The following is a 24769-nucleotide window of genomic DNA, read 5'->3' as shown; positions in this document are numbered from 1 at the left end:
GCGTCAGGCCGGCACCGGACTCCAGCCGCTCGGTGCCTTGCTGGAAAAGCCCTGCAGCGCCAGCTCGTGCCGCACGATCTCGGCCGCCTTGCGCTGGGCCGCCACGCTGTGGCGCGACGCGAGGCCGATGACCACCATCGCGCCGAGGAAGGTTCCATCGCCATCGAACACCGGCAGCGCGACGGACGCCATCTCGGCGACGCGCTCGGCGCGCGTCATCGCATAGCCCTTCTCGTCGATCTCGGCCTGGTGCTCGGTCGCACCGCCAGTGAAAGCCAGGAGGATGTGGGCCGAGGAACCGCCGGCGGAAAGCGCAATGCGCGTTCCCACCTCGACGTGATGCCGCACCTCCTTGGCCGTGTTCTCGCGGTAGAGGCACACGCGCTCCTCGCCGCTGCGGATGTAGAAAGCCACGGTCTCGCCGGTCTGCCGCATCACCTCGTGCAGCACAGGCTGCAGCCGCGTGCCGAGGTCGAAGGTGCTGCGGTAGAGCATGCCCATGTGCAGCAGCGCCGGACCGGGCGCATAGCTGCCGCTGTCGAAGCGATGAATCATCCGGGCCCGCGTGAGCACGCCCAGCAGCCGCAGCAGCGTGGCCTTGTCCAGGCCGGTGCATTCCGCCAGCTCGCGCAACGACATGCGCAGCCGGTCTTCGCGAAAGCACTCGAGGATCGAAATGCCCCGCTCCAGCACGCCGGCGGGAGGCTTGGGTCCGACGGACGCTGCGGTATCGGTTTCTTGGTTTTTCATGGTGGGCGCTCCGGGCTGCGGATTATCCGGGTTGACAGTTGCCGCCTGCGATCATAAAGTTTCATTCATTGAAGTTTATTTTATTGATTGAAATAAACACAAACAACGAAACAACCCGCCGCCCCAGCGGCGCAGCCATCGCAAGACCGCGCATTCCATGTCGAAACCAGCCGACCCATTCGTCGAAGAGCTCCGCGCCATCACCGGCGCGGCCTATGTGCTCACGGACGACGCCGACACGGCGCGCTATGTCAGCGACTGGCGGCGCAACTACCCGGGCGCCGCGCGCGCCGTCGTGAGGCCGGCGAGCACCGAAGAGGTATCGCGCGTGGTCGCGGCATGTACGGCGCGCGGCGTTCCCGTGGTGCCCCAGGGCGGCAACACGGGGCTGGTGGGCGGCTCCACGCCGGACGCCTCGCGCCGCGAGATCGTGCTGAGCCTGGACCGCATGACCCGCGTGCGCCGCGCGGACCCGCTGGACAACAGCCTGACGCTGGAAGCCGGCTGCACCGTGCTCGCGGCACAGGAAGCCGCTGCCGCCGCCGGCCGGCTCTTTCCGCTTTCGCTGGCGTCCGAAGGCAGCGCCACCATCGGCGGCGTGATCTCGACCAACGCGGGCGGCGAACAGGTGCTGCGCTACGGCAACACGCGCGACCTGACCCTCGGCGTCGAAGTCGTGCTGGCCGACGGGCGCGTGCTCGACGCGCTGGGCGCACTGCGCAAGGACAACACCGGCTACGACCTGAAGCAGCTGTTCATCGGCGGCGAAGGCACGCTCGGCATCGTGACGGCCGCCACTTTCAAGCTGCATGCGCAGCCGGGCAAGACGGTCACCGGCTGGGTGGCCGTGCGCGATCCCGAGGCTGCCGTCGCGCTGCTGGCCCGGCTGGGCGGCGCCGTCGGCGAACGGGTCACGGCCTTCGAGCTGATCGGCCGCGAGGCGCTGGCCCAGGTGCTCGCCCACGGCACGCCCGGCATGCGCGACCCGCTGGCGGGCAGCCACGCATGGGCCGTGCTGTTCGACGTTTCCGAGGCATCGGCCCTGCTCGATCCCACGCCCGCGGTGGAAGAGGCGCTGGCCGAAGCGATGGAGCAAGGTCTCGTGCTCGACGCGGTGCTCGCCGCATCCGAGCAGCAGGCCCACGCCCTGTGGTCCCTGCGCGAGCACGTGCCCGAGGCCCAGCGGCTGGAGGGCCCTTCGATCAAGCACGACATCTCCGTGGCCGTGTCGCGCATTCCCGAGTTCATCGCCGAAGCCGGTGCCGCGCTGCAGAGCCTTCTGCCTGGCATCCGCGTGGTCTGCTTCGGCCACGTGGGCGACGGCAACCTGCACTACAACCAGAGCAAGCCCCACGGCATGCAGGACGCGGAGTTCCGTGCCCGCGAGGAAGCCGTGCACGAAGTGGTGCACGCGGTCACGGCGCGCATGCAGGGCTCGATCTCCGCCGAGCACGGCATCGGCCGCCTCAAGCAGCAGGCCTTCCTTCAATACAAGCAGCCGGTCGCGCTGGAGCTGATGGCGCGCATCAAGCAGGCGCTCGACCCGGCGAACACATTCAACCCGGGGCGCGTGCTGCCCCTTTCCGTCGACGCCCCGCGCCGCTCTTCCATCTAGTACTTCAGGACCCCCATGCCCGTTTCCGTATTCGACATGCAATCGCTCCAGCACCTGTGGGGCACCGACGAGCTGCGCACCATCTTCGGCGAGGAGAACCGCGTGCAGAAGTGGCTCGACTTCGAAGCCGCGCTGGCCGCGGCCCAGGCCGAGCTGGGCATCATCCCGCCGGCGGCCGCGAAGGAGATCATGATGCAGGCGCAGGTGGAGAACATCGACCTCGGCGCGATGTCGGCCGAGATCCGCCGCATCAAGCACTCGCTGGTGCCCGCGCTCAAGCAGCTGCAGTCGCGCTGCTCGAAGGAGAACGGCGAGTGGGTGCATTACGGCGCCACCACCCAGGACGTGGTGGACACCGGCGTGGCGTTGCAGCTCAAGGAGTTCCACGCGGTGGCGCTGCGCGACATCAAGGCGGTCGGCCGCGAACTCGCGCGCCTGGCGACCACCCACCGCGACGTCGCGATGGCCGGGCGCACGCACGGCGTGCAGGCGCTGCCGATCACTTTCGGCCACAAGTGCGCTGTCTGGCTCGACGAGCTGGGCCGCCACCACGAGCGGCTGGCGCAGGCGGCGCCGCGCGTGCTGGTGGGCATGCTGGCCGGCGCCGTGGGCAGCCAGGCGTCGCTGGGCCCGAAAGCCGAACAGCTGGAGCGCCTCATGCTCGACAAGCTGGGCCTGGGCACACCCGCCATCAGCTGGGCACCGGCGCGCGACCGCTTCACCGAATACGCCAACCTGCTGGCCATGCTCGGCGCCACGCTCTCGAAGATTGGCAACGAGCTCTTCAACATGCAGCGCAACGAATTCGGCGAGGTGGAAGAAGGCTTCTCCGACGGCAAGCTGGGCTCCTCGACCATGCCGCACAAGCGCAACCCGACGTCGGCCGAGAACCTGGCGGGGCTCTCGCGCCCGCTGCGCTACAACGCCGCGATGATGGTCGAGGGCATGGTGCAGGAGAGCGAGCGCGACGGCATCGCCTGGAAGATGGAATGGAAGGCGCTGCCGGAGTGCTGCATGATCGCCGGCGCCATGCTGTTCCAGGCGAAGAACCTGCTGGCGGGCCTCAAGGTCAACGCCGACGCGATGGCCGCCAACCTCGACCGGATGCGCGGCTACCTCCTGTCCGAGCGCGTCATGCTCGAACTGTCGGAGCGCGTGGGCAAGCAGACCGCGCACGAGTGGATCTACGAAGCCTCCATGCACGGCATCACCTCGAGGCTCGATTTCGCCGACGCCATGCGCGGGCACCCGGGCCTCTCCAAGCTGCTGAGCGACGCCGAGATCCGCGACCTCACCGATCCGCTGCAGTACCTAGGCCAGTGCGGCGCAAGCGTCGACCGCGTCGTCGAGCAGCAGAAGGCCTGGCTGCAGGCCTGAGCCCGCCGAGCCCGAACCGCAAAGCGGCGCCCCACAAGAGCAAAACGGAGACAGTCCATGACAACCTTCGCAAGCGCAACCATGCGCCGCCGCCGCATGGCGCTGGCCCTGGCCGGCCTGCTGAGCCTGGCGGCCATGCCGGCATTCGCCGCCTATCCCGAACAGCCCGTCAGGCTGGTGGTGGGCTTTCCTCCCGGCGGGGGCGGCGACCTGTACGGCCGCTTGATCGCCAACGCGCTCGGCAAGACGCTGGGCCAGCCGGTGATCGTCGACAACCGCGCAGGCGCCGGCGGCAACATCGCCGCCGACGCGGTGGCCAAGGCGAAGCCCGACGGCTACACCCTGCTGCTCGCGATGAGTGGCAACCTGGCGGTGGCACCCGCGCTGAGGCCGCAGGCCATCCCCTACAAGGTGCCCGACGACTTCACGCCCGTCGGGCTGATCCTGGAGGCGCCGCACGGCCTGTTCGTGGCCCACAACTCGCGCTTCAGGACGGCACGCGAGCTGCTCGACGCGGCCCGCACGCAGAAGCTCAGCTTCGCCTCCACCGGTGCCGGCGCGGCCGCGCACATCGGCATGGAGATGGTCAAGAAGGAAGCCGGCATCGAGATGCTCCACGTGCCCTACCGGGGCTCGGGCCCCGCCATCACCGACATGCTGGGCGGCCAGGTCGACTGCTTCTTCGCGACCGCCTCGCCGCTGGTGGGGCAGGTTCGCCAGGGGCAGCTGCGCCTGCTCGCCATCACGGGCAACGCGCGCAACCCGGCCATTCCCGACGTGCCTACCTTCAAAGAACTGGGCGTGAACGTTCCCGTGACCCAGTGGTACGGGCTGGTGGCGCCGGCCGGCACGCCCGCGCCGGTGGTGAAGTACCTGGCCGACCACCTGGGCCGCGCGCTCGCCACGGCGGAAGTGCGCGACGCGATCCGCCGCGACGCGGCCACCGAGCACAACCTCCCGATGGACCGCTTCGGCAAGTTCATCCAGGAAGACATCGCGCGCTACAAGGGCGCCGCCACGCCGGCCCTGCTCAAGGAGATCTCGCCCTAGGCGAGGCGCGCAGGCTCCTTCCTTCCCTCCTTTCCTCGACTCTTCCCGATCCATGATCTTCGATACCCTGATTTCCCCGGACCAGCTCGCCGCCGCACGGAAGCACGACCCCGCGCTGCTGCTGCTCGACTGCAGCTTCGAACTCACCGACCTGCAGGCGGGCCAGCGCGCCTACGACGCAGGCCACATTCCCGGCGCCTTCTACCTGCACCTGGAACACGCGCTGTCCGCCGCCAAGACCGGCCGCAACGGCCGCCACCCCCTGCCCTCGCGCGAAGTCTTCGCCAGGACCATGGCCGCGATGGGCCTGAACGCCGACGCACAGGTGGTGGCCTACGACAACGCCGGCGGCATGTACGCCGCGCGCCCGTGGTGGATGCTGCGCTGGGCAGGGCACCGGCAGGTCGCGGTGCTCGATGGCGGCATCGCCGCCTGGAAGGCCACCGGCCACACGCTCAGCACTGACAGGCCCGCGCAGCGACCCGAGGGCAGCTTCAGCCTGAAGGCCCCGCTGGTCGCCACGGTGTCCTACGCAGATGTCCGGGCCAACATCGACGGTGCCGAGCGGCTGGTGCTCGACGCCCGCGCGCCCGACCGCTTCCGCGGCGAGAACGAAACGATGGACCCGGTGGGCGGCCACATCCCCGGCGCGCGCAACCGGCTCTTCAGGGACAACCTGGGGCCGGACGGCCGCTTCAAGGCCCCGGCCCGGCTGCGCAGCGAGTTCGACGCCATCACCGGCGGCCGCCCCGCCGCGCAGCTGATCAACCAGTGCGGCTCGGGCGTGACGGCCTGCCACAACCTGCTGGCGATGGAAGTCGCCGGGCTGCAGGGCGCGGCGCTGTACCCCGGCTCCTGGAGCGAATGGAGTGCCCAGCCGGGCGCGCCCATCGCGACCGGCGCGGCCTGAACCGCGCCCCATCACGAGATCACAAGAACAGACTGGAGACACTCCGTGCAAAGAACTTCTTCGATCGGGCGCTGCGTCCGCATGGTGGCCGCGGCCTGCCTGGCAGGCGCTGCAACGATGGCCACGGCCGCCGGCTACCCGGAGCAGCCGATCCGGCTGCTGATCGGCTTTCCTCCTGGCGGCGGCGGCGACCTCTACGGCCGCACCATCGCCAACGAACTGGGCAAGCACATCGGCAAGCCCGTCGTGGTCGACAACAAGCCGGGCGCTGGCGGCAACATCGCGGCCGAACTGATGACGCAGGCCAAGCCCGACGGCTACACCCTGCTGCTGGCGATGAGCGGCAACGTCGGCAGCGCGCCCGCGATACGCCCCAACCTGCCCTACAAGGTGCCTGACGACTTCGTCTTCATCAGCCAGCTGGTGGAGACACCCTACGGGCTGGTGGTCAGCGGCGACTCGAAGATCAGGACCATCAAGGACTACGTCGCCGCGGCCAAGGGCGGCAAGCTCACCTACGCCTCCACCGGCGCGGGCGGGGCGGCGCAGATCGTGATGGAAATGGTCAAGCAGCAGGGCAACCTCGACGTGCTCCACATCCCCTACAAGGGATCGGGCCCGGTCATGACCGACCTCATGGGCGGGCTGGTCGACAGCTTCTTCGCGCCCTACACCCCGCTGATGGGACAGATCAGCAGCGGCAAGCTGAGGCTGCTGGCGGTCAGCAGCGAGAAGCGGATCCCCAGCATGCCCGACGTGCCCACGCTCAAGGAGTCAGGCATCGACGTGGTGATGACGCAGTGGTACGGCCTGGCCGCGCCCAAGGGCACGCCCAAGCCCGTCATCGACAAGATCACCCAGTCCGTGAAGCAGGCCATGCAGGCGCCCGAGGTACTGCGCGTGTACCGCGCGGACGGCGCCCAGGAAGCGACGCGCACCGGCGCCGCCTTCAAGGACTTCGTGCTGAAGGACATCGCCAACTACAAGCGCGGCGTCGAGCGCGGCAACCTCAAGGTGGAGTAGCACAACGCCATGCGCCCGCACAGCGCCCACTGGGGCGTCTTCTCCGCCGGCTGGAAAGACGGCGCACTCGTCGTCCGCCCGCATCCCGGCGACCCGGACCCGAATCCGCTGATCGAGAACTTCACAACCGCCATCCACCACCGCGCCCGCGTCACCACGCCCATGGTGCGCCGCGGCTGGCTCGAACGCGGACCGGGCCCCGATGCGCGGCGCGGCGAGGACGGCTTCGTCCCCATGGCCTGGGACGAGGTGCTGGACCGGCTCGCAACGGAACTGCGGCGCGTGCAACGCGAGCACGGCTGCGAGGCCATCTTCGGCGGCTCCTACGGCTGGTCGAGCGCGGGGCGCTTCCATCACGCGCAGAGCCAGGTCCATCGCTTCCTGAACACCACGCTCGGCGGCTACGTGCGCTCGGTCAACAGTTACAGCGCCGGCGCCTCGGGCCCGATGCTGCCGCACGTCATCGGCACGATGGAGGAAGTGGCGCGGCGCAACGTGACCTGGGAGCAGATCGTCGAGCACACCGACGTGGTGCTTGCGTTCGGCGGCATGGCGCTCAAGAACTCGCGCGTGGCCTCAGGCGGCATCAGCCGGCACGTCGAGCGCGATTCGATGCGCGCGGCAGCCGCGCGCGGCTGCCGCTTCGTCAGCATCAGCCCGCTGAAGAGCGACCTCCCCGAGGAAGCCGCCTTCGAATGGCTGCCAGCCGTTCCCGGCACCGACACCGCGCTGATGCTCGCGCTGGTGCACCAGATCGTCAGCGATGGCGCGCATGACCGCGAGTTCATCGCGCGCTGCTGCGACGGCTGGGACAGCTTCGAGGATTACCTCATGGGGCGAAGCGACGGCGTTGCGAAGAGCTGCGAGTGGGCCGCGCCCATCTGCGGACTTCCGGCGGCGCGGCTGAAGGCCCTGGCGCGCGAGCTGCCCGGCAAGCGCGTGCTGGTGGTGGTCTCGCATTCGCTACAGCGCGCCGAGCACGGCGAGCAGCCCGTGTGGATGGGCGCGGTACTGGCGGCCGCGCTCGGGCAACCGGGCCTGCCCGGCGGCGGCTACAACTACGCGCTGGGCACCCTGGCGCACTACGGCAAGCGCAACAACGCCGTGCCCACGGCCGCGCTGCCGCAGGGCGACAACGCAGTGAAGGCGTTCATTCCGGTGGCCCGCATCAGCGACATGCTGCTGAACCCCGGCCAGCCCTTCGACTACAACGGCCGGCGCCACACCTACCCGCACATCCGGCTCGCCTACTGGGCCGGCGGCAACCCCTTCCACCACCACCAGGACCTGCGGCGCCTGAGCGAAGCCTTCCGCACGCTCGACACCTTCGTGGTGCACGAGATCGCGTGGACCGCCACGGCCCGCCACGCCGACATCGTGCTGCCCTGCACGATGACGCTGGAGCGCGAGGACATCGGCGCCACGCCCACCGATCCGCTGATGGTGGCCATGCACCGCATCTGCGAGCCGCACGGACTCGCGCGCGACGACTACGACATCTTCTGCGACCTGGCGAAGCGCCTGGGCGGACTCGAAGCTTTCAGCGAGGGACGCGATACGCGCCAATGGCTCGCGCACCTGTACGAGCGCACGCGCACGGGCCTCGAATCGCTGGGCCTGGAAGCGCCGGACTTCCAGAGCTTCTGGCAGCGCGGCGAGATCACGCTGCCGCAGCGCGACGACGACGGTGGCATCCTGCGCGCCTTCCGCAACGACCCGGACGGCGCGCGGCTGGCCACGCCCAGCGGCAAGATCCAGGTCAGCTCGCCGACCGTGGCGGGCTTCGGCTACGCGGACTGCCCCGGCCACCCGGCATGGCTGCCGCCGAAGTTCGCGCCCGACACCGCGCATCCGCTGTGGCTGGTGGCCAACCAGCCGCACACCAAGCTGCACAGCCAACTCGACTTCGGCGCCCACAGCCAGGCCAGCAAGCGCAACGGGCGCGAGGTCTGCACCATGCACCCGAAGGCTGCCAGCGCGCGCGGCATCCGCGAAGGCGACATCGTCCGCCTCTTCAACGAGATCGGCGCCTGCCTGGCCAGCGCGCACCTGTGCGCGGACATGCGCGAGGACGTGGTGCAGCTGCCCACCGGCGCGTGGTACGACCCCGTGCTGGACGCCAGCAACAGGCCGATGTGCGCGCACGGCAATCCGAACGTGCTCACGCGCGACATCGGAACCTCCTCGCTGGCACAGGGCTGCGCGGGGCAGCTGAGCACCGTTCAGGTCGAGCGCTTCGACGAGGAGCTGCCGCCGATCCGGGCTTACGAGCCCCCGGTGCCCGCGGGTCGCTTCTGAACGGGGAATGCAGTCCCCCGTTTGCCGCACCCCGCGTCGCTGCCCAGCTTACTTCGACGCGCGTCGCACCCTCACACGATCGCTCGGCTCATGGCCGGTCTCAGTCTCTCCACAACCATCTCGATCAACATGGAAACAGCCAGCGGGGGCCGCCTAGGCATCGACAGCAGCTTGTGCTTTCCGCACGCTGGCGAGCACCTCATCTAACGTTGGGATCGGTCCAAAAATCATCCCCGTCATCGCGTCGTAGTCCCGTTGCAGGGCGTCCATCATGGCGGGGGCAGGGAGCAGAGTGAAGCTGCCCGCCTTGGCCGTCTCAAGGCGCAGATCAGGACTTCCGAAGAAAAGGCGCGCGTGGCGCGCACAATCTTCCGCTAGCGCTTTGTCTGCCAGCCATTGCGACGCATCCGCCGTTTGCATCAGGCGATGCACGTCGTAGTAGTGACGCGAGATGCGCTGGCCGCCGTGGCGCAAGACACCCCGGCGCTCATGCCATTGGTAGAGACCATGGAGGATCGTGATCTTGTCCCAGAAGGTCCGTTCCGGCTTCACCGTCACGACATTGGAGACAGTCCAGATCCTGATCAGGGAGGTCGTCATCGACGTAAGGACGCACCGTCGCTGGGGTATGCGGATCGAGTGCAGATTTCGCGCCCGCTTCGATCTTGACCGCCGATCGGATGTAGTCGCCTTCGCGCGCTGTGACTGCCGGATACCAAAGGAGCAAACTTTGCCCGTCTGCATCATCGGGATCTCTCTCAAGCCTGAAACGGCCATCCGGAATGTTTGCTGCTGCACGAGCCTGCAACTGCGAGAAGAAGGGGCCGTCGATGTAGGTCCGGCATGCATCACGGATTTCATCGAGCCGCGCACGGCGCTTCTTGCCGCTCATGGCCTCAAGTTCCGCCACGTCTACGTACTGACGCAGGTCTTCGCGGAACACCGTGATGTCGATGTCCTCCGAGAACCGTGAAATCAGGCCGAAGGCTTTCGAGAGCGATGTCCCGCCTTTAAAGAGAAGGCGCGGACCACCGGGCTCCATTCCATTGAAAAGCGCATCGAGCGTCCAGCAGACCCAGAAGTCCTTCTCGACGTTTTGGACGGCAGTGCCAAGACGAGCCGCCGTGCCAAGAAACAGATCGCGGCGTTCTTCGTCACCAGCAGTGATGACGGTCTGATAGGCCTCGTTCATTTCACGCCTGCCGGTATGTCGCTGTGCGATTTCTTCTGGACGGGCGTTGGCTTGCTGACGCTTGCCGCGTCTGGCATGAGGTCAAGGACGGGGCGCAGATAGTCTTGCATCCAGATTGGAAGCGCGCCAAATCCTTGCGTCAGGTCATCGCGAATGGCATCGCCTTGCTTCTTGTCCGTCAGAAGCCTGCCGATTTTTTGCCGGATATGGTCGCTATCCGAAGGCAGCGTGTCCTTCAGCCAGTGCAAGGCTTGCACCAGGCGCATGGCCGGACGGCCCGCCCAATACAACCGGCTTGGCGCGCACAGCTTGAACTCGATCAGCAGCTTGTCGAGCTGGATGGAGCGGCGCCGGGTGTCGGTATAGATGGTGACGTGAGCTGGGACGGCATCGGTCAGGCCCAGATCGTTCGCGGCCGTCATGCCGTCAACCAGGATCCGCAGGTTGTCGCGGCGGGCAATCGCGTCAATGATTGCCCGATAGTCGGGGGTGGTCGTGCGCTTGGTAAGCCTGTTTGTGACGGGCTTGTCGTAGAGCCCCCGGTCAATGCGGCGGAGCTGGTCGCGCTGGGTCATGCGCTGCAAGGTCTTGTCGATGACATCCCGGGAGCCAAGCTGCGCGAAATCGGACGGAACCCAGACATGGCCGGGGCCGGAAGCGTCGATCAGCGATGAGATACGGGTCGCAATGTCGGACATGAACAGCTCCTGTCCGAAAAATATATACATTTTTCGGACAAAAGTCAAGTGCATCTGTCCGAAATTTATATACATATTTCGGACACCTTTGCGATCCAAACGAGCGAGAAGCGTAGCGTGAGCCGAATCGAGATCTATTTGTAGCCATGTCGCAATATCACTTGCGCCACATCCCGAGGAACCCCGCTTACTCCCCGCCTTGATGTTCCATGGCAAGGGCGCTTCGCGCGGAGCTCGTCTGTTCCACATCGATCTGTATGACGGCGGCGCCCGCGTGGTCACGGCGCCGAACCTCGCCTGGACGATGGCCTTCACGCCCGAGGACAGTTGACTGGAGCCCTACTTCGCCGCCCACCCGGACGGGGATCGCCTGGACGCTGCCAATCTCGCACAGATCCACAAGCGCGGGAGCTCGAGGCGGCGCGCCAAGGCTGGGCTTAAGTCTTCGCTCCATGCCGTCTGTGTGACCCACGAGAACCTCGACGGGATGTGTCGACTGCGAGCTATTCTGCCCAATAGCCCTCGAGCGCCCGGCGGATGTGCGCACGCTCGAAACCACGATCATCCTCCGCTTCCACGAACTGAAGGTATCCGCGAACGACCCTTCTTTGCGGTTCAGTCAGCAGCTTGCACTGTTGCTCGGTGAGTGTTGATTGAGTGAGGTTGTAGACGAGATCGAATGCGTACAGGCCGTGCATGTCGGCAATCAGGAATGCCGGGAGGTGAAATCGCATCCCTTCAGCATCGAAGAACGAGAGGCTGCTGCTGTACCGATTGAGGAGTTCGACGGGAATCACGTTCCAGTCCAATTTCTCGTCCTGTTCGCGATAAGCCGCTAGCTTCTGATCGTTTGCGTAGTCATCGCGCCCATTGGCTTCAAGCAGGCCCACGCCGGAGCCCAGAGTCACGCCGGAGAAGGCCAGATGCACCTCTCCCACGAGGCGCTCCAGCACCGCGCCCCGCTTCGCGAGCTCCAGTTGTTCGGCAAGAACCGAGGGGTCAAAACCTCGATCCCGCATGTTCTCGATGTCCGAGGAGGTGGGGTATTTCTTCATGGCGCCTTGGCCCAGCGTGTGACGTGAACCAGATTGCAAAGGCAGATCGCGTGGAATGGTAAGTGAGGCGGAAATATAGGACACCCGCCGGGCCAACGGCCAGCAGCACGCCGCAGACGTCCCCCGCTTTGGTGAATGCAATGCCCGCCGGCACCGGGCGACGGCGAATCCGCGCTCCGAAGACATCTGTCACCTCCAAGCAGTCGACATGTTCACGAGCAGCGCGAGACCCGGATCAACCGGCAACTGCAACCTCCTATGAACACGGTATTCCGGACACCGCGCTTTGCGAGTCCACTGTTCCCCCCACGCAGAGGAAACCAGCGCATGCCCAAACGGATCATCCACAACGCGACCGTAACCTTGAAGCTGCCGTTCGACATCGGCGCTGGCGCGGAACTCACCGCCCTGCGGGAGGCCGGCATCCCGGTCGATGCCCTGGGCAATGCCGAGCACGGCTTTCTGTTCGTGCGGCCGAGCAACGGACGACGAAGCCAGACCAATATCTTCCGCTGGTTTGCCCGCGAGGTCGGGGAGGTGCCCAGTGAGCCGGCCGAGGTCTGCCGCCTTGCCGCTCAGCGATGCAGGCGAACCACGTCGCCTTGGCCGCTGGGCTCGAACATGTAGCCCACGCCCCAGACCGTCTGGATATAGGAAAACTCGCCGTCCTGCAGATGCCTGCGCAGTCGCGAGATCTGCACGTCCAGGCTGCGCTCGAAGACACCGAGCTCGCGCTCCCGCGCCACCTTGGCGAGCTTTTCGCGCGACAGCGGCTGTCTTGCATGGCGAACCAGCACCTTCAAAAGCGCGATCTGATCCGTCGTGATCCCCAGGGCCTGGCCATCCTTGCGCAGCGTGCGCGTGCCCAGGTTGAATTCGAACGGCCCGAAGCGCACGACCTCGTTGCCCATCGACGGGCCGCCCGGTACCTCCTTCGGGGGGCTGCGCCGCAGGATCGCCTGGATGCGCGCACGCACCTCCTGAGGATTGAAAGGCTTGCCGACATAGTCGTCGGCCCCCATCGTCAGGCCCCTGATTCGCTCGGCGTCCCCGGCCCGCGCACTCAGGATGATGATCGGCGTGCGCACGCCCGTGGCACGCAGCCGCGTGCAGACCGAGAGGCCATCCTCGCCCGGCAGCAGAACGTCCAGCACGATCAGGTCGACGACGCGGCGAGACAGGATCGACGACAGCGATGCGCCGCCGCTGCCCTTGAGCACCTCGTAGCCCGCCTTGGAAAGGCAGTCGGCGAGCACCTCGCGCGCACGCAAATCGGCGTCGATGAGGGCGATCGTGTCGACCCGTTGCGGGGCCGCCGTGCCCACAGAGCGTCGCGACCAGGAAAGCAGGTCCTGCGCGGGCGCCTGCCGCGGCAGGGCCTCGAGCTCGCCCTCCCCGTGGTCGTCATTGGCTTGGCGCCAGAGTGATTTCAGATTCATGGAAAAATCGGCCCATCCACTCGGATCGGCACAGACCTCGAGCGGAATGACGACCTTTGGTTTATATGGGCGCACCCGATGATGGATCAAATCCATCATCAACGGCCGAAGCGGCATGCGCACGGCTCCCGGCACGTGAGGCAGCCCGCCAGCGTCCCGCGTCTCAGATTGCAGCTGCAATGCCACCATTGGAATGAAGCCAAGGGCCTCTTGATCCGTGCAATCCACGCAGGCACGTTCTTGTGCGGCATCAGGTTGATGCCATCTTCGGCGGTCAGGTTTGGTGCGCCGACAGCCTCGCCATTCTCGTATGGGCTTTTTCAGGGGCGCCCCATGTGCACGCCGCGTCTGACCATCTGATCAGCGATGAAGCTCTCCATCCGGCGCTGGAATTGCTCAATCGCAGCGTCCCTGGTAGGGCGTTGAGTGAGCATCAGCACACAACGGACACTATGCCCTTGCAGCAACTCGGCCCGGCCTCCAAACGTCCCGTCCAACCCTCGCCTCAACTCCAGCGAGCAGGTCCATCCTTCAGGCAAGTTGATCGTGGTCGCCTCAGCAGACATGGAAGCAGGATAGGCCCTAACGCGGCCATCATCAACCCTGCGCCCTCTCTGGCGGAAGGCATCGATCAAGTCGGAATTCGCACCCTGGCAACCGGTTGTGGGGGGAGCGACACCTCGGTTCTTAGCACTTTGAGCAAGCGCTTCAGCGAGCGCTACTTGCACCAGTCTCGCGCGCGAAAGGGCGAGCGCCGCTTGAAGCCCGAGATTCAGCCTCGCTTCGAATAGGCTCTGATACTTGCGCATGCGTGAGCCACGGCCATCGGCGTGCCCGACGCAAACGCAATGCGAGGCCGCCCACCCCCGCAGTTTTACGGTAAGAATTGCAAGGCGCATCGAGGCCGCTGATGCCTATGTCCGCCGGTACAGTGAGAAGCGGGTCAAGGCCTCCCTTGGCTTAATCAGCCCGACCGAATAGCGTCGAATAGCGGGTAGCTTAGGACTTGCGACATAAACCGGTCCAAGTTTTTGTCCGTTCCCCTCACAGGGCCAACTGAATCACTTCTGGCTGGGGGCCGCTTTGCTCCTTCAGTGGCCGAGCTCGGACTGCTGCCCGACGGCGTCCAAGACCCCCAGCGCATCCTCCGGCAACACCAGTTCGCCCGCGGCCAAGTTCTCTTGCAGGTGGATTGTCGAGGACGTCCCCGGGATCAACAGGATGTTGGGCGCACGGTGAAGCAGCCACGCAAGCGCGACCTGCATGGGTGAAGCTCCGAGCTGTCTGGCAATCCCCGTGAGGGTGTCCGACTGCAGTCGGGTGAAGCCCCCGAGCGGAAAGAACGGAACGTAGGCAATGCCGTCGCGCAGGAGTCCATCGACAAGCGCGTCGTCGGCGCGATGCGCCAGGTTGAACTGATTCTGTACGCAGACGATCTCGGCGATCCGTCGCGCCTGCGCGACCTGCGCCGGCGTCACGTTGCTCACACCGATGTGGCGCACGAGCCCCTGGTGCTGAAGTTCGGCCAAGGTCGACATGGCCTCCTCGATGGAGCCTTCGACGGGGTGGTGCGCATTCAGCATGCAGCGAAAGTTCACCACGTCGAGCACGTCGCGTCCCAGATTGCGCAAGTTGTCGTGGACGGCCTGGGTCAGCTCCAGCGGCGAGGACGCTGGCAGCCACGCACCGTCAGCATCACGACGCGCACCGATCTTGGTGCCGATCAAGAGGTCATCGCGGTAAGGCGACAGGGCTTCGCGGATCAGTTGGTTGGTGATGTGGGGCCCGTAGAAGTCGGCGGTGTCGATGTGGTTGACGCCGCTTTCGACCGCCTCGCGCAACACCGCCAGCGCGGCCTTCGGATCCTTGGGCGGACCGAACACGCCTGGGCCGGCGAGCTGCATCGCGCCATAGCCGAGACGGCGCACGCTGCGGCTGCCGAGCTTGTAAGAGCCAGATTTCTCAATTCCTGTCTTCATCTTCGTTTCCAGTTGGAGGGGATGACGGGAAGATAGGCCGACCCTGCTTGCTTGATAAGCCGTCACAATCGGCACAGGTTGTACGGGTGGGCGAACAATGAGAGCCAACGTCTCGGACTTGGAAGCGTTTCTGGCGGTCGCGAAAGCCAGCAGCTTTCGCGGCGGGGCGCGCGCAATCGGCAGCAGCGCCTCCGCAGTGAGCGACGCAGTCCGCCGACTGGAGCGCGAGGTCGGCGTCAGGCTGCTGAATCGCACGACGCGCAGCGTTGCACCCACCGAAGCGGGCGCGCGGCTGATCGAGCGGCTGCAACCGGCCTTGGCCGAGGTCGACGCGGCCCTCGACGTGGTGAACGGCTATCGCGATCGCCCGGCAGGCACGTTGCGCCTGAACGTCCCCATCAGTGCGGCCCGGCTGGTCCTGCCTGCGATCGTGCCGCACTTTCTTGCGGCCTACCCCGAGATCAGGCTCGAGGTGATTGCCGAAGACGACTTCGTCGACGTGCTCGCCTCCGGCTGCGACGCGGGCATCCGCTACGACGAGCGCCTGGAAAACGACATGATCGCTGTGCCGATCGGCCCTCGCGTCCAGCGCTTCGCGGCCGCCGCCGCGCCGCGCTACCTCGCACAGCACGGCAAGCCAGAGCATCCGCGCGACCTGCTGAACCACGCCTGCTTGCGCGGCCAGTTCCCCAGCGGCGCGATGCCACCGTGGGAATTCGAGCGCGATGGGGAGAAATTGCGGGTCGAGCCCTCGGGACCGCTGCTCGTGCGCATCGGCGCTGCAGCCGATCTTGCGGTCGATGCGGCTGTCGCAGGCACCGGCATCGTCTACCTGTTCGAGGACTGGCTGCGCCCCATCTTCGAAAGCGGTGCACTGGAGCCGGTGCTGCGGCCCTGGTGGCCCAGTTTTCCTGGTCCTTTCCTCTACTACCCGGGGCGGCGCCTCGTTCCCGCTCCTTTGCGGGCCTTCGTTGATTTCGTCAAAGCCGCCGGGTACAGGGACTGACCGATCACAGTCGACTCACCTCACTGAAGAATGGCATCGTGTTGCTCCGCGGCCGAAGCCGTAAGGGCTTCCTCGAGAATGCTGAACACGTCGCGGCCTGCGCTTGACACGAAGTAGTTGCCGAGGTTTGTGACTTCTGCCGCGACGTTGTTTCCCCAAGGCGGCTTCGACTGGCGATTCTCGATCTCCCACACCACCGCCGAGGGAGGCAAGCTGCTCAATGCGGCTTTGGCCTGCCGCAGTTCTCCAAGTGCCAGTAAGGCGTTCCGATGTTTCAGGCGGCCTTGGTAGAGTTCTTTCATCAGATGAGGGAACCGACTGCCCCACCCATCGGGTTCGCAGTGCGCGCTGACGGTCGAGAAGAACGAGTGGACGAACGACGGCGCACCCAGTTCGTCCGTGATTGACCCGACCGTCACTCCCACCGCCATCAGAGCTCCTCGTGAACTGGCGTCGCCCAGTGCGTCGCCGTATGACTGCTATCGACGGGTGGCATGGCCCGGGAGTGAAGCGTCTCCTGCCCCAGATACTGCCGGTCTCGCGCGCGAAGTCCAGTTGCCGCGCATCGTCTCAACAATCTCGCTGTGCTACAAGTGTGCTACACGGCTGCAGCCGCTCATCTCAGAAGGTCAATCAGCATGTCAACGATGACCATCCGCCTTGAAGATGAACTGAAGGCCCGCTTTGCTGCTGCAGCAGCGCGGTCGGTAGGTCTTCACATGCGTTCATTCTGGACGCGCTTTCCGACATGGTCGCGCGCAGTGAAATGGACGAGGAACTGCATGGGATCGCCGACAGGCGCTGGGCTGCCTTGCAGCGCACAGGTGAATCGCTTGCCTGGGACGATGCAAAGGCCTACATCCAGGCACGTGCAGCCGGCAAGAAGGTTGCGCGACCCTCGGCACGCAAGCCAGGGGGTCGAGCGTTTGATGATTCGCATCGAATTGGCGCCGGAAACTCTGGATGACATCGATCGCTTCATCGACCATTTGGCACGGCACAAGATCGTCGATGCGGCGGCTCGAGTCCAGGAAATTCTCGAAGCCATCCAGATTCTTTCACGCAGCCCCCTCATCGGCCGCCCCGTGAGGGACGGAAAGCGAGAATTGGTCGTCGGCAAGGGCAGCCGTGGCTACGTGGCCCTGTGCCGCTGCTTTTGAATCGATCTGGTCTGAACCCATGCGGACAAGGCTGGCGGCCCGAGGCGTGGCAGGCTGTGCGGTCACGATAAAGCGTACGCAACAACAAGTTTGAAGGAGAGCAAGCGACCACGTGTGTGATGGGCCAGACAGATCGGACCGGGACGAGGACGCCCCGATAGGGAATGAGGGCACCAAGCTCGATGTTCAGATGGGAACCTTGTCAGCGAAAACCATCAGGGCCAGCGGGCGTATCAGCCTGCACAACAGGCCGGATATAAAACTGCAGCCCTGCCGCCTCCTGCTTCTTCACGCCATGAGCTGTTTGTGATCCGGGAGGCGCCCATTTAGATCTTCCTTAAAAGCTCAATACAGTCCACTCGCGAGTGCAGCGATTGCCAAGCCATGCGTCAGCGCGGCAGCGGGCAGTCCGGCACGCTGGTACACGAGGCCCGCGACCAGCCCTTCGATCAACGTGAAGACCAACACTGGCAGGCCCACACGCGTGACGATCACCGCCAGCCACACATGGCACAGGCTGAAGAGTATGGCTGCCACGACGACTGCACGCATCGGTGCCATGTGCTGCCTCAGTCGCTGCTGAAGCATGCCCCGGAACAGCAACTCCTCATAGGCATTACCCAGCAGTGCGAAGACAAGGATCGGGCCGAGCAATGCCGGATCAGGCTTCGGCAGAGAGGACAGACCCAGGGCCGTTTTCAACGCGGCAGCCACCCCAGTGATGACCAACGCGCCAAGTACGCCATACAGGACCGAGGCCGCCGGACGCACGCCCCTCCACCATGTCAGGTGCTCGAGCCAGGCCACGCTCGTGAACAACACGGCCGACATGCCCGCCAATGCGAACAGCACAGGCGTCGGCGCTGCCAGCCGCATGGAGCCCGGACCCAGCTGCCAGAAGCCTGCAGGGCTCATCGCATCTCGCGCGAAGATGAAAAACAGGATGTGGACGCCAAGCCGTGCCGCAACCAAAGTGCGCGGAATGGCCAGCAGCAGAGTCAGCGCGAGCAGCCCCGGCGGCAGAATCGAAATGAGATAGTCGAAGAGTAGAGAAGACGATGAGGCCATCGGGATGGAGCATATGTCTTCCACGCCGATTCCGCCTGAGGGCGAACGACTTCCGTGGCTGCGTACATCGATCGAGGCGGCTTGATCGACCTCCCAGCTTGCCGAAGCGACGCGCAGAAAATCTTGAACATTCAAGGCACTGACACGCGACAACTGGCCCCGCCGGGCAGCCGTACGAACCTCGCTCGCAGCACGGTTCAACCTGCCTCCCCTGCCCCCGCCGATTGGAGAGTGGTTTGCCTGGTGCCTGACGGGCGGTTAAAGGTGTCGGGCCCAAGGACTTACATCAGCCGGGACCAGCGTGCCGGAACTGCTCCGACCAGATTCGCTGTCGCGACCATTTTCCGTGCCGCCTTGGAGGTGACGACGATCGGACCGCACGACGCGCTCACTCCGCGTGTTCGCGCACGTATGACCGAAGACCCTCGACGTTGAGCACGTCGATGCTGCCGTAGCGGATGCGAAGCAGACCCGCCTCCTCCAGTTCGTGCAGCGCACGGTGGGCGACCTGACGAGAAATGCCGGCGAGCCGGCCAATCTCCTCCTGCGATATGTGAAGCACCGGATGGGTCTGCGGGTTGAGTTGAGGATTGAAGAGCTCAGCCAGGCAACTCGCCACGCGCGAGTTGATGTCGTGCATCCGATAGCTCTCGGCAAGCGCAATGAACTGACCAAGCCGCGCGTTGAGCTGGTGCATCATGAAATGGCAGAAGCTCAAGCTATGGGCGACCAGGTAATGGAAGGTCTGGCTGGGCATCAGCGCGATGCGGCTGTCGTGCAAGGCGACAACGCCATAGGGACGCAATTCGCCCTTGAGCACAGAACCCTCCCCAAGCCAGCCACCATTGGAAACCCCCGTCAAGGTGGTGCTTCTGCCGTCCGCCGCCAGGACGTCGACCTTGACCATCCCATCGACAACGCCGATCCAGTGCGTCGCAGGACTTGACTTGTGGCAGACGATCTCGCCGGCTGAATAGAACCGGTCCTGCGTCTCCAGTTCGACACGTTGAAGTTGCTCCTGCGTCAGTCCGCGAGCCCAGGCAGCCGCGCGCAACGTCGAGATGGTCTGCACGTGCTTTGTCATTGGAAAGACTTTCTTCCTCGGCCTTACTGCCTAGCATGCGCTGCGCAGGCGACATGCCTGGGGCGCCCGAGTTTATGTGGCAGCACGAACAGGAGACAAATCATGAAAAACCCTCTCTCGATGACAACCTGCGCACTGTCCATCAGCCTGCTGGTGGCCTGCGGCGGGGGCGGTGGTGGAAGCAGCTTGCCAATGCTGTTTCCGACATCCACGCCCACGCAAACTCCGCCATCGCCGACGCCCTCGCCGGTCGCGTCGGCGCAGGAGAAGTGCGCCGTCTTCGCCGGCGTTTCGCTCGCCGGTGCGACGCTGAAGGAGGCCACGCTCGTCCCCGCTGCCGCAGCAGCCGCGGAGCACTGCAAGGTCACGGGCACCCTTCATGGCACGCTCAACTTCGAGGTGCATCTACCCACCGAATGGAACAACAGGCTCTTGTACGCCGGCGGCGGCGGTTGGGACGGCAGCATCAACATCACCCCCATCTCGCCAAGCGGTTCAACCGCCGGCTACGTGCTCGTCGCCTCGGACGGTGGTCGCCAAGGGGACGCCCTGGATGCATCGGTCTTCCTGAACAATCCCACAACCCAGGCGGACTTTGGCTACCTGTCAATCCATTCGGTCAATGAGATCGCCAAGGAGATCGTTCGCAAGCGCTATGGCTCGGATGCCGAGTTCAGCTATTTCGAGGGTTGCTCCAATGGCGGGAGGGAGGCATTGATCCAGGCCACGCGCTTTCCGAACGACTTCGACGGGATCGTCGTGCGTGCGCCCGCCTACTCGTTTACCGAACTGTTCCAGGCTTTCGTGGCGAACGGGAAGGCGCTCGCCGCGCCGGGCGGGCAACTCAGCGATGCGAAGGTCTCGCTCATCGGCAAGGCCGTCACTGCGCAATGCGACAACCTGGATGGTGTTGCCGACGGCATCGTGAGCAATCAGGACACCTGCACCTTCGCCCCTTCGGTGCTGCGCTGCACCGCAGGCGATGCCGATACCTGCCTGACCGACCCGCAGATCACAACCGCCAAGACGATCTACTCCGAGCTCAAGCGTGCGGACGGAACCACCGTCTATCCGGGCTGGGGGCCCGGCGGTGAAGACCTGGGCTGGCCGGTTTGGGTGACCGGCTCGGCCATCGGCGGCACGGGCCTGCAGTTCCAGTTCGGCAGCGGCTTGGTGAAGTACTGGGTCACCGGCGATCCGTCCTTCAACGTGCTTGGTTTCGACCCGGAGTTCTACTCCGCAGGACTGCGCCTGGCCGCCACCACGCTCGATGCGACGCCGGACCTGCGCTCCTTCTTCGGACAAGGCGGCAAGATGATCCTTGCTCATGGAACGAACGACTGGGCGATCAGCTACAAGGGCTCGGTCAAATACTTCAAGGACGTCGCGACTGCGGTCGGCGGTGCATCCACGCGCGATGCCTCGATGGAGTTCTTCCTCCAGCCCGGCGTTCAACATTGCGCTGGGGGCGTCGGCCCCGACACGGTCGACCTCGTGGATGCTGTCGCAAAGTGGCGAGAAGGCGGCGCAAAGCCTTCCACGCAGAATGTCGTGGCAACGAAGCTCGATCCAACGACCAAGGCGCCCGTGCTGGCGCGGCCCCTGTGCAAGTACCCGAGCTTCCCGAAATTCAAAGGCAGCGGCGACATCAATTCGGCGGACAGCTACAGCTGCCAGAGTTCTTGAGCGACTTGGCAACCTGGAGTCGGTCGGAGCCGCCGTGGCAAGGGCTCGACGGACATCGGCCGAGCGTGAAGCGATGTTTCGCTGGCGCTTGCTGCCTATCGCGCACTGTGATGCGACGGAGTTCTTGAACCGGCTGCGCAATGCCTTCAAGGCCTCTGCGCCACATCCCGATGATCAAACATCCTCTTCTGGTTTGTGACCCGGGCAGATGCGCTTTCCTCGGTGTCTCTCGGGCAGCAGAACCGCGACGGCCGACTCGCATAGCTGCAAGCAGCTACGGCCTCGGATTTTTCATACGCGCGGCTGTCGCAATCGTGCGAGCTCAGCCCGTCCGAGCGGCGTGATGCGCAGAATCACGCCGGACCGCCCCATGTCGTCGTCCGGCTCAGGCAGGTTCGCCTCGATCAGCTTGGCGGCCACCAGAACGGCGGCACGCTGCACATCGGCCTCGTCATGGATGGCCAGAGGGAAAGAGGCCTCCTCGATGCTTCGCAGGAAGTCCATGGGCATTGCAATTCCTCCACAGTTCGTCCGAAGGGCTACCCATACAAGGATAGATTCCTGCGGCCTCAAGCACTGAGCCGTTCGATGGACCGACATATCGAAGGGAACGTGGTCAGTCGCACTCCCCACTCTCCGCAGATTGCTTTACCTTGAATCCCAAACTACTACACTTTTAGTCAGGGCAGCCACTTCTCTCCTTCCTCCCTCCACCGGCTGTCCCTTCAGCCCGCTTCGGGGGATTTTCTTTTGGAGGAGATCTCGCGCACGGCTTCGTCCTCGGCCTTGTCGATCCATTCGATGCACTTGCGCTTCAATGCTTCGATGCCCTCGCCATGGTCGACATGCGGCGCGCTGAGCACCAGCTTGCAACGTGGCTCGCCGCAAAAAGCAATATCCGCCACGGCGCAGAAAGTGCCCTCAGGTCCCTTTGAGAAACTCAGGGAACAGAGCCACTGTCCCGATATGCCGTCATAGGCAAAAGTCTCGCCTTCCATGGCTCCTCCAGTACTCAGCATGAGCGTGGCACCCGGATCGATGATGGGCACAAGCAACAAGCCCACCCACCATACGCGCCATCGCGGCCTGTCACTCTAATAGATGGCACTGGAGGGGTTTTTTGACAACCGCCCAGGCTGGAGAAGCGCCGGCCTTCTCGGCAAAGCACACGCCCCTGACAACGGTGGCGCGGCAGGCTGCATGAGCGCCATTTTTCAATTCTTAGGGCGCTCCGCTCAGCATCTTCGACACAGAACAGACCCGCCTTCGCGTCGAGGCCAATCTTCACGCGGGCCTTTCGTCATCACCACCGCAGGATCATCTGCGCCGTTTTCGTTCCACCAGCGTGGACACAGCAGGGGGTCCGCGTCGCGCTTCCCAGCGCCGACCCAAGGCTCATGGCCAAGGTAGGCGCACACGACGGTAAGCGCCATAGCCAGGCCAGGCGACCGCACACCCCAAAAGGGCCGCAGCGGTGGCGGGCCCAGATGGGGAAACGCTGCTAGGACACGCGATGCGGCAACGTCCTACGAGCAGCGGACCTTTGATGCTGCATATCCGGGGCCCATGGACGGCGAATTGGATGCACTGTTGCCAAACGGGTGGAGCGCGGTCGTGTTTCGCCAAGGCGGAAACGGCCAGCCTGTAACGTTGCGGGCCGAACTGCTCTACTGTGGCGAGATGCGTTGCCTGATCGTTGCCATCAATCAGTCAACGCCTGAGGCGGCTTTCTCACGCGTGCGTCTTGCCGTTGAAGGCTTCCTGTTGCGACAGGAAAAAGTGCACAAGCACACTGCCTTTCGGCCATCTCGATAGCGCATTCCTTCAGCATCAGTCGACCTCGGCGGTGGCACAAAGCATCGCCCGTGTCTCCAGGAGACACCGGTGCATTCGTCGCACCAGTCTCAGCAGGTCAGCGCAATGGACACTCGTCTTGCACTGGCTTCGCCCACGCGGGGTGTCATCAGAACGTCCAGTTCAGAATGGCCTTGAAGCCGTGATCCTTCAGCCCGCCACCGAACTGCCCCGAATAGGCTGCTCCCAACTTGAGGTTGGGGCGCAGCTGCGTTTCCACCCCCGCTTCCAGCACCGCCACATTCTTCGCCAGCGGCACGCCCGAGATCGTGAACGGAATGCTGCCCGCAAACGCATGCATGCTGGTGGGCGTGGTGTCGCCGAAGGCATGGCGCCAGTCCAGCATGCCACGCAGGCGGATGTTGTCGCCCAGCTGCGTGCTGGCGCGCCCCCCCAGCGGGGGAGAAGGTGGCGTCGACGCTGCCACCCCCGCCATGCAGCGCGGACAGTCCACCGGGTTCGAAGAAGGAGTCGCTCTTCACGCGCACGTGGGCCAGCGCGGCGAACGGCTCCAGCGCGACCGCGCCGGGCAGTCGCCTCGCGGCTGCACGGCGTTTGTCCCGAGCACGCTTCAAACGTTTCGCACCTGTCAGCCAGACATCCTTTCCTTGAATTCCACGAGTCTTCGGACCGAAGGTTCGCACCAGCATCCTCGACAAATGTCGCGTCACGGCAACGTGACTCGGTTTTTTGACGACCTTGAACAACTTCGCCTTACATCGCCTGTTGGCCGGCCGGCGCAGCAGGCTCCATCATTCGCAAGTCATAGCCTGCAGGAGGCGAGCATGGAGTTACGCTGCAACACCAGAGACCGTCCCTTCGCGCAGGAGGCGACCACCGACCGGTTGCGCACCGCGAGTTGCACACTCGGCAGCTGCACGCAGGCGTACCAGCGCCCTTTCCCGCAGCCATCGGGCAGCGCCTGAGCGTTCTGAGGAAGAGCCATCATGCCTACGAGGAACTTTTCAACCATTGATGCCGCCAGCAGGGCCATCAATTTCGTGCTCACCGAAACGGAGCTTGGAGCCACGCCAGCGCACTACTTCGAGCCGACCAATCTGGGGGGCCTCCCGCCGACGGAGTCTGAGCTCAGGGTCAAGGAGGACACGGAACTGGGCAATCGCACCCGCTTCGCGACGCACATGTGCCTCATGTCGGCGAGTCAGGCCTTGAAGGCATGCCTGGATCTGCTCAGCTGCGAAGTCGATCTGTCGCCTCATGAACGCACCCGCAAACTGGCGGAAATCGCCAGCAAGGCGCGAGCCGCCGAGGAGATGGCTGCGCAGGCCGCCGGCGTCCTAAGGGGCGAAGTCACCGTGCCCGAGGACGCCTCGATCGTGGTCTCGCGCGGCACACGGTGATTTGCAGCGGGCCTCGGAAAATGCGCAGGCCGAGCGCGCAACGACGCATAGGCTGGAGTTCACACGGGGGCCACGGGCCGAACCTTGCCAGGCAGTCAGCCCCGCCGCCAAGTGGATCGGCACGATATAGCTCGCGCCCGCCCTGGAGCCACTGCGATCGCGCC

At 65.1% G+C, this 24769-nt stretch carries 24 protein-coding genes and 2 pseudogenes; 13 read left to right on the top strand and 13 right to left on the bottom strand.

Annotated elements, in window-relative coordinates:
- Positions 1 to 3: 3 nt before the first annotated feature.
- Entirely contained in the window at positions 4 to 750 is a 747-nt protein-coding gene (locus ABL838_RS33940; protein ID WP_418126134.1) for an IclR family transcriptional regulator, read from the bottom strand.
- A 157-nt stretch (positions 751 to 907) separates the two neighbouring features.
- Between ABL838_RS33940 and ABL838_RS33935 the strand changes: the two genes are divergently transcribed.
- Genes ABL838_RS33935 through ABL838_RS33910 form a run of 6 tightly spaced genes read left to right on the top strand, consistent with a single transcriptional unit; the run spans position 908 to position 9023 of the window.
- Positions 908 to 2365 (top strand): FAD-binding oxidoreductase, encoded by a 1458-nt coding sequence (locus ABL838_RS33935; protein ID WP_418126133.1) that lies wholly within the window; start codon positions 908 to 910, stop codon positions 2363 to 2365.
- A gap of 15 nt (positions 2366 to 2380) precedes the next feature.
- Complete coding sequence (purB, locus tag ABL838_RS33930) at positions 2381 to 3742, top strand: adenylosuccinate lyase (protein WP_418126132.1); 1362 nt, start codon at positions 2381 to 2383, stop codon at positions 3740 to 3742.
- A gap of 57 nt (positions 3743 to 3799) precedes the next feature.
- Positions 3800 to 4792, top strand: a complete 993-nt coding sequence (locus ABL838_RS33925) for a Bug family tripartite tricarboxylate transporter substrate binding protein (RefSeq protein WP_418126131.1) — start codon at positions 3800 to 3802, stop codon at positions 4790 to 4792.
- Positions 4793 to 4844: 52 nt separating this feature from the next.
- Positions 4845 to 5702 (top strand): sulfurtransferase, encoded by an 858-nt coding sequence (locus ABL838_RS33920; protein ID WP_418126130.1) that lies wholly within the window; start codon positions 4845 to 4847, stop codon positions 5700 to 5702.
- A 45-nt stretch (positions 5703 to 5747) separates the two neighbouring features.
- Complete coding sequence (locus tag ABL838_RS33915; RefSeq protein WP_418126129.1) at positions 5748 to 6725, top strand: Bug family tripartite tricarboxylate transporter substrate binding protein; 978 nt, start codon at positions 5748 to 5750, stop codon at positions 6723 to 6725.
- 9 nt (positions 6726 to 6734) lie between these two features.
- On the top strand, positions 6735 to 9023 hold the full coding sequence (locus ABL838_RS33910; protein WP_418126128.1) for a molybdopterin-dependent oxidoreductase: 2289 nt from the start codon (positions 6735 to 6737) through the stop codon (positions 9021 to 9023).
- Positions 9024 to 9176: 153 nt separating this feature from the next.
- Here ABL838_RS33910 and ABL838_RS33905 read toward each other — a convergent pair.
- Both ABL838_RS33905 and ABL838_RS33900 read right to left on the bottom strand, forming a co-directional pair.
- Positions 9177 to 10215, bottom strand: a pseudogene (locus tag ABL838_RS33905) (nucleotidyl transferase AbiEii/AbiGii toxin family protein).
- Positions 10212 to 10913, bottom strand: a complete 702-nt coding sequence (locus ABL838_RS33900; RefSeq protein WP_418126127.1) for a DUF6088 family protein — start codon at positions 10911 to 10913, stop codon at positions 10212 to 10214. The pseudogene ABL838_RS33905 and the gene ABL838_RS33900 overlap by 4 nt, the downstream one beginning before the upstream one ends.
- 199 nt (positions 10914 to 11112) lie before the next feature.
- Here ABL838_RS33900 and ABL838_RS33895 point away from each other — a divergent pair, with 199 nt between their 5' ends.
- Positions 11113 to 11244, top strand: a complete 132-nt coding sequence (locus tag ABL838_RS33895; RefSeq protein ID WP_418126126.1) for a hypothetical protein — start codon at positions 11113 to 11115, stop codon at positions 11242 to 11244.
- A 172-nt stretch (positions 11245 to 11416) separates the two neighbouring features.
- Here the strand turns inward: ABL838_RS33895 and ABL838_RS33890 are convergent, their stop codons facing one another.
- A complete protein-coding gene (locus ABL838_RS33890) occupies positions 11417 to 11968 on the bottom strand; it encodes a DUF6714 family protein (protein ID WP_184642469.1) in 552 nt (183 codons plus the stop codon).
- Between the two features lie 327 nt (positions 11969 to 12295).
- Here ABL838_RS33890 and ABL838_RS33885 point away from each other — a divergent pair, with 327 nt between their 5' ends.
- The gene (locus ABL838_RS33885) at positions 12296 to 12595 is read left to right on the top strand and encodes a hypothetical protein (protein ID WP_418126125.1); all 300 of its coding nucleotides are present in this window, start codon (positions 12296 to 12298) and stop codon (positions 12593 to 12595) included.
- Here the strand turns inward: ABL838_RS33885 and ABL838_RS33880 are convergent.
- Positions 12544 to 13524: a response regulator gene (locus tag ABL838_RS33880; RefSeq protein WP_418126124.1), complete on the bottom strand. Its 981-nt coding sequence runs from the start codon at positions 13522 to 13524 to the stop codon at positions 12544 to 12546. The two genes, ABL838_RS33885 and ABL838_RS33880, sit on opposite strands and share 52 nt — an antisense overlap.
- A gap of 974 nt (positions 13525 to 14498) precedes the next feature.
- The gene (locus tag ABL838_RS33875; RefSeq protein ID WP_418126123.1) at positions 14499 to 15386 is read right to left on the bottom strand and encodes an aldo/keto reductase family oxidoreductase; all 888 of its coding nucleotides are present in this window, start codon (positions 15384 to 15386) and stop codon (positions 14499 to 14501) included.
- 97 nt (positions 15387 to 15483) lie between these two features.
- Here ABL838_RS33875 and ABL838_RS33870 point away from each other — a divergent pair, with 97 nt between their 5' ends.
- Positions 15484 to 16392 (top strand): LysR family transcriptional regulator, encoded by a 909-nt coding sequence (locus tag ABL838_RS33870; RefSeq protein ID WP_418126122.1) that lies wholly within the window; start codon positions 15484 to 15486, stop codon positions 16390 to 16392.
- A gap of 20 nt (positions 16393 to 16412) precedes the next feature.
- Here ABL838_RS33870 and ABL838_RS33865 read toward each other — a convergent pair whose 3' ends face one another.
- A complete protein-coding gene (locus ABL838_RS33865) occupies positions 16413 to 16823 on the bottom strand; it encodes an Imm70 family immunity protein (RefSeq protein WP_184642472.1) in 411 nt (136 codons plus the stop codon).
- A gap of 216 nt (positions 16824 to 17039) precedes the next feature.
- Here ABL838_RS33865 and ABL838_RS33860 point away from each other — a divergent pair, with 216 nt between their 5' ends.
- Positions 17040 to 17552 (top strand): type II toxin-antitoxin system RelE/ParE family toxin, encoded by a 513-nt coding sequence (locus tag ABL838_RS33860; protein WP_418126121.1) that lies wholly within the window; start codon positions 17040 to 17042, stop codon positions 17550 to 17552.
- A gap of 345 nt (positions 17553 to 17897) precedes the next feature.
- On the opposite strand, the gene ABL838_RS33855 is transcribed toward ABL838_RS33860, so the two are convergent.
- Together ABL838_RS33855 and ABL838_RS33850 are read right to left on the bottom strand one after the other, a co-directional pair.
- Positions 17898 to 18755: a lysostaphin resistance A-like protein gene (locus ABL838_RS33855; RefSeq protein ID WP_418126120.1), complete on the bottom strand. Its 858-nt coding sequence runs from the start codon at positions 18753 to 18755 to the stop codon at positions 17898 to 17900.
- 253 nt (positions 18756 to 19008) lie between these two features.
- Complete coding sequence (locus ABL838_RS33850; RefSeq protein ID WP_184642476.1) at positions 19009 to 19704, bottom strand: Crp/Fnr family transcriptional regulator; 696 nt, start codon at positions 19702 to 19704, stop codon at positions 19009 to 19011.
- 102 nt (positions 19705 to 19806) lie between these two features.
- Here ABL838_RS33850 and ABL838_RS33845 point away from each other — a divergent pair, with 102 nt between their 5' ends.
- Positions 19807 to 21390 (top strand): tannase/feruloyl esterase family alpha/beta hydrolase, encoded by a 1584-nt coding sequence (locus ABL838_RS33845; protein ID WP_418126119.1) that lies wholly within the window; start codon positions 19807 to 19809, stop codon positions 21388 to 21390.
- A gap of 291 nt (positions 21391 to 21681) precedes the next feature.
- On the opposite strand, the gene ABL838_RS33840 is transcribed toward ABL838_RS33845, so the two are convergent.
- Complete coding sequence (locus tag ABL838_RS33840; protein ID WP_418126118.1) at positions 21682 to 21900, bottom strand: hypothetical protein; 219 nt, start codon at positions 21898 to 21900, stop codon at positions 21682 to 21684.
- 215 nt (positions 21901 to 22115) lie between these two features.
- Positions 22116 to 22388, bottom strand: coding sequence for a hypothetical protein (locus ABL838_RS33835; protein WP_418126117.1), 273 nt, complete (start codon positions 22386 to 22388; stop codon positions 22116 to 22118).
- Positions 22389 to 22956: 568 nt separating this feature from the next.
- Between ABL838_RS33835 and ABL838_RS33830 the strand changes: the two genes are divergently transcribed.
- Positions 22957 to 23205, top strand: coding sequence for a hypothetical protein (locus ABL838_RS33830; RefSeq protein WP_418126116.1), 249 nt, complete (start codon positions 22957 to 22959; stop codon positions 23203 to 23205).
- A 148-nt stretch (positions 23206 to 23353) separates the two neighbouring features.
- Here ABL838_RS33830 and ABL838_RS33825 read toward each other — a convergent pair whose 3' ends face one another.
- The gene (locus ABL838_RS33825; protein WP_418126115.1) at positions 23354 to 23590 is read right to left on the bottom strand and encodes an autotransporter outer membrane beta-barrel domain-containing protein; all 237 of its coding nucleotides are present in this window, start codon (positions 23588 to 23590) and stop codon (positions 23354 to 23356) included.
- Positions 23591 to 23708: 118 nt separating this feature from the next.
- Positions 23709 to 23894 (bottom strand): annotated as a pseudogene (locus tag ABL838_RS33820) (hypothetical protein); the annotation flags it as partial.
- 297 nt (positions 23895 to 24191) lie between these two features.
- Here ABL838_RS33820 and ABL838_RS33815 point away from each other — a divergent pair.
- Positions 24192 to 24605, top strand: coding sequence for a hypothetical protein (locus ABL838_RS33815; RefSeq protein ID WP_418126114.1), 414 nt, complete (start codon positions 24192 to 24194; stop codon positions 24603 to 24605).
- Positions 24606 to 24769: the final 164 nt, after the last annotated feature.

It is taken from the genome of Variovorax sp. 160MFSha2.1, assembly GCF_048305075.1.
GTDB classification, from domain to species: Bacteria; Pseudomonadota; Gammaproteobacteria; order Burkholderiales; family Burkholderiaceae_C; genus Variovorax; species Variovorax guangxiensis.
Note: the sequence above shows the minus strand (reverse complement) of the source record. Positions and strands in the feature narration are given on the sequence as shown.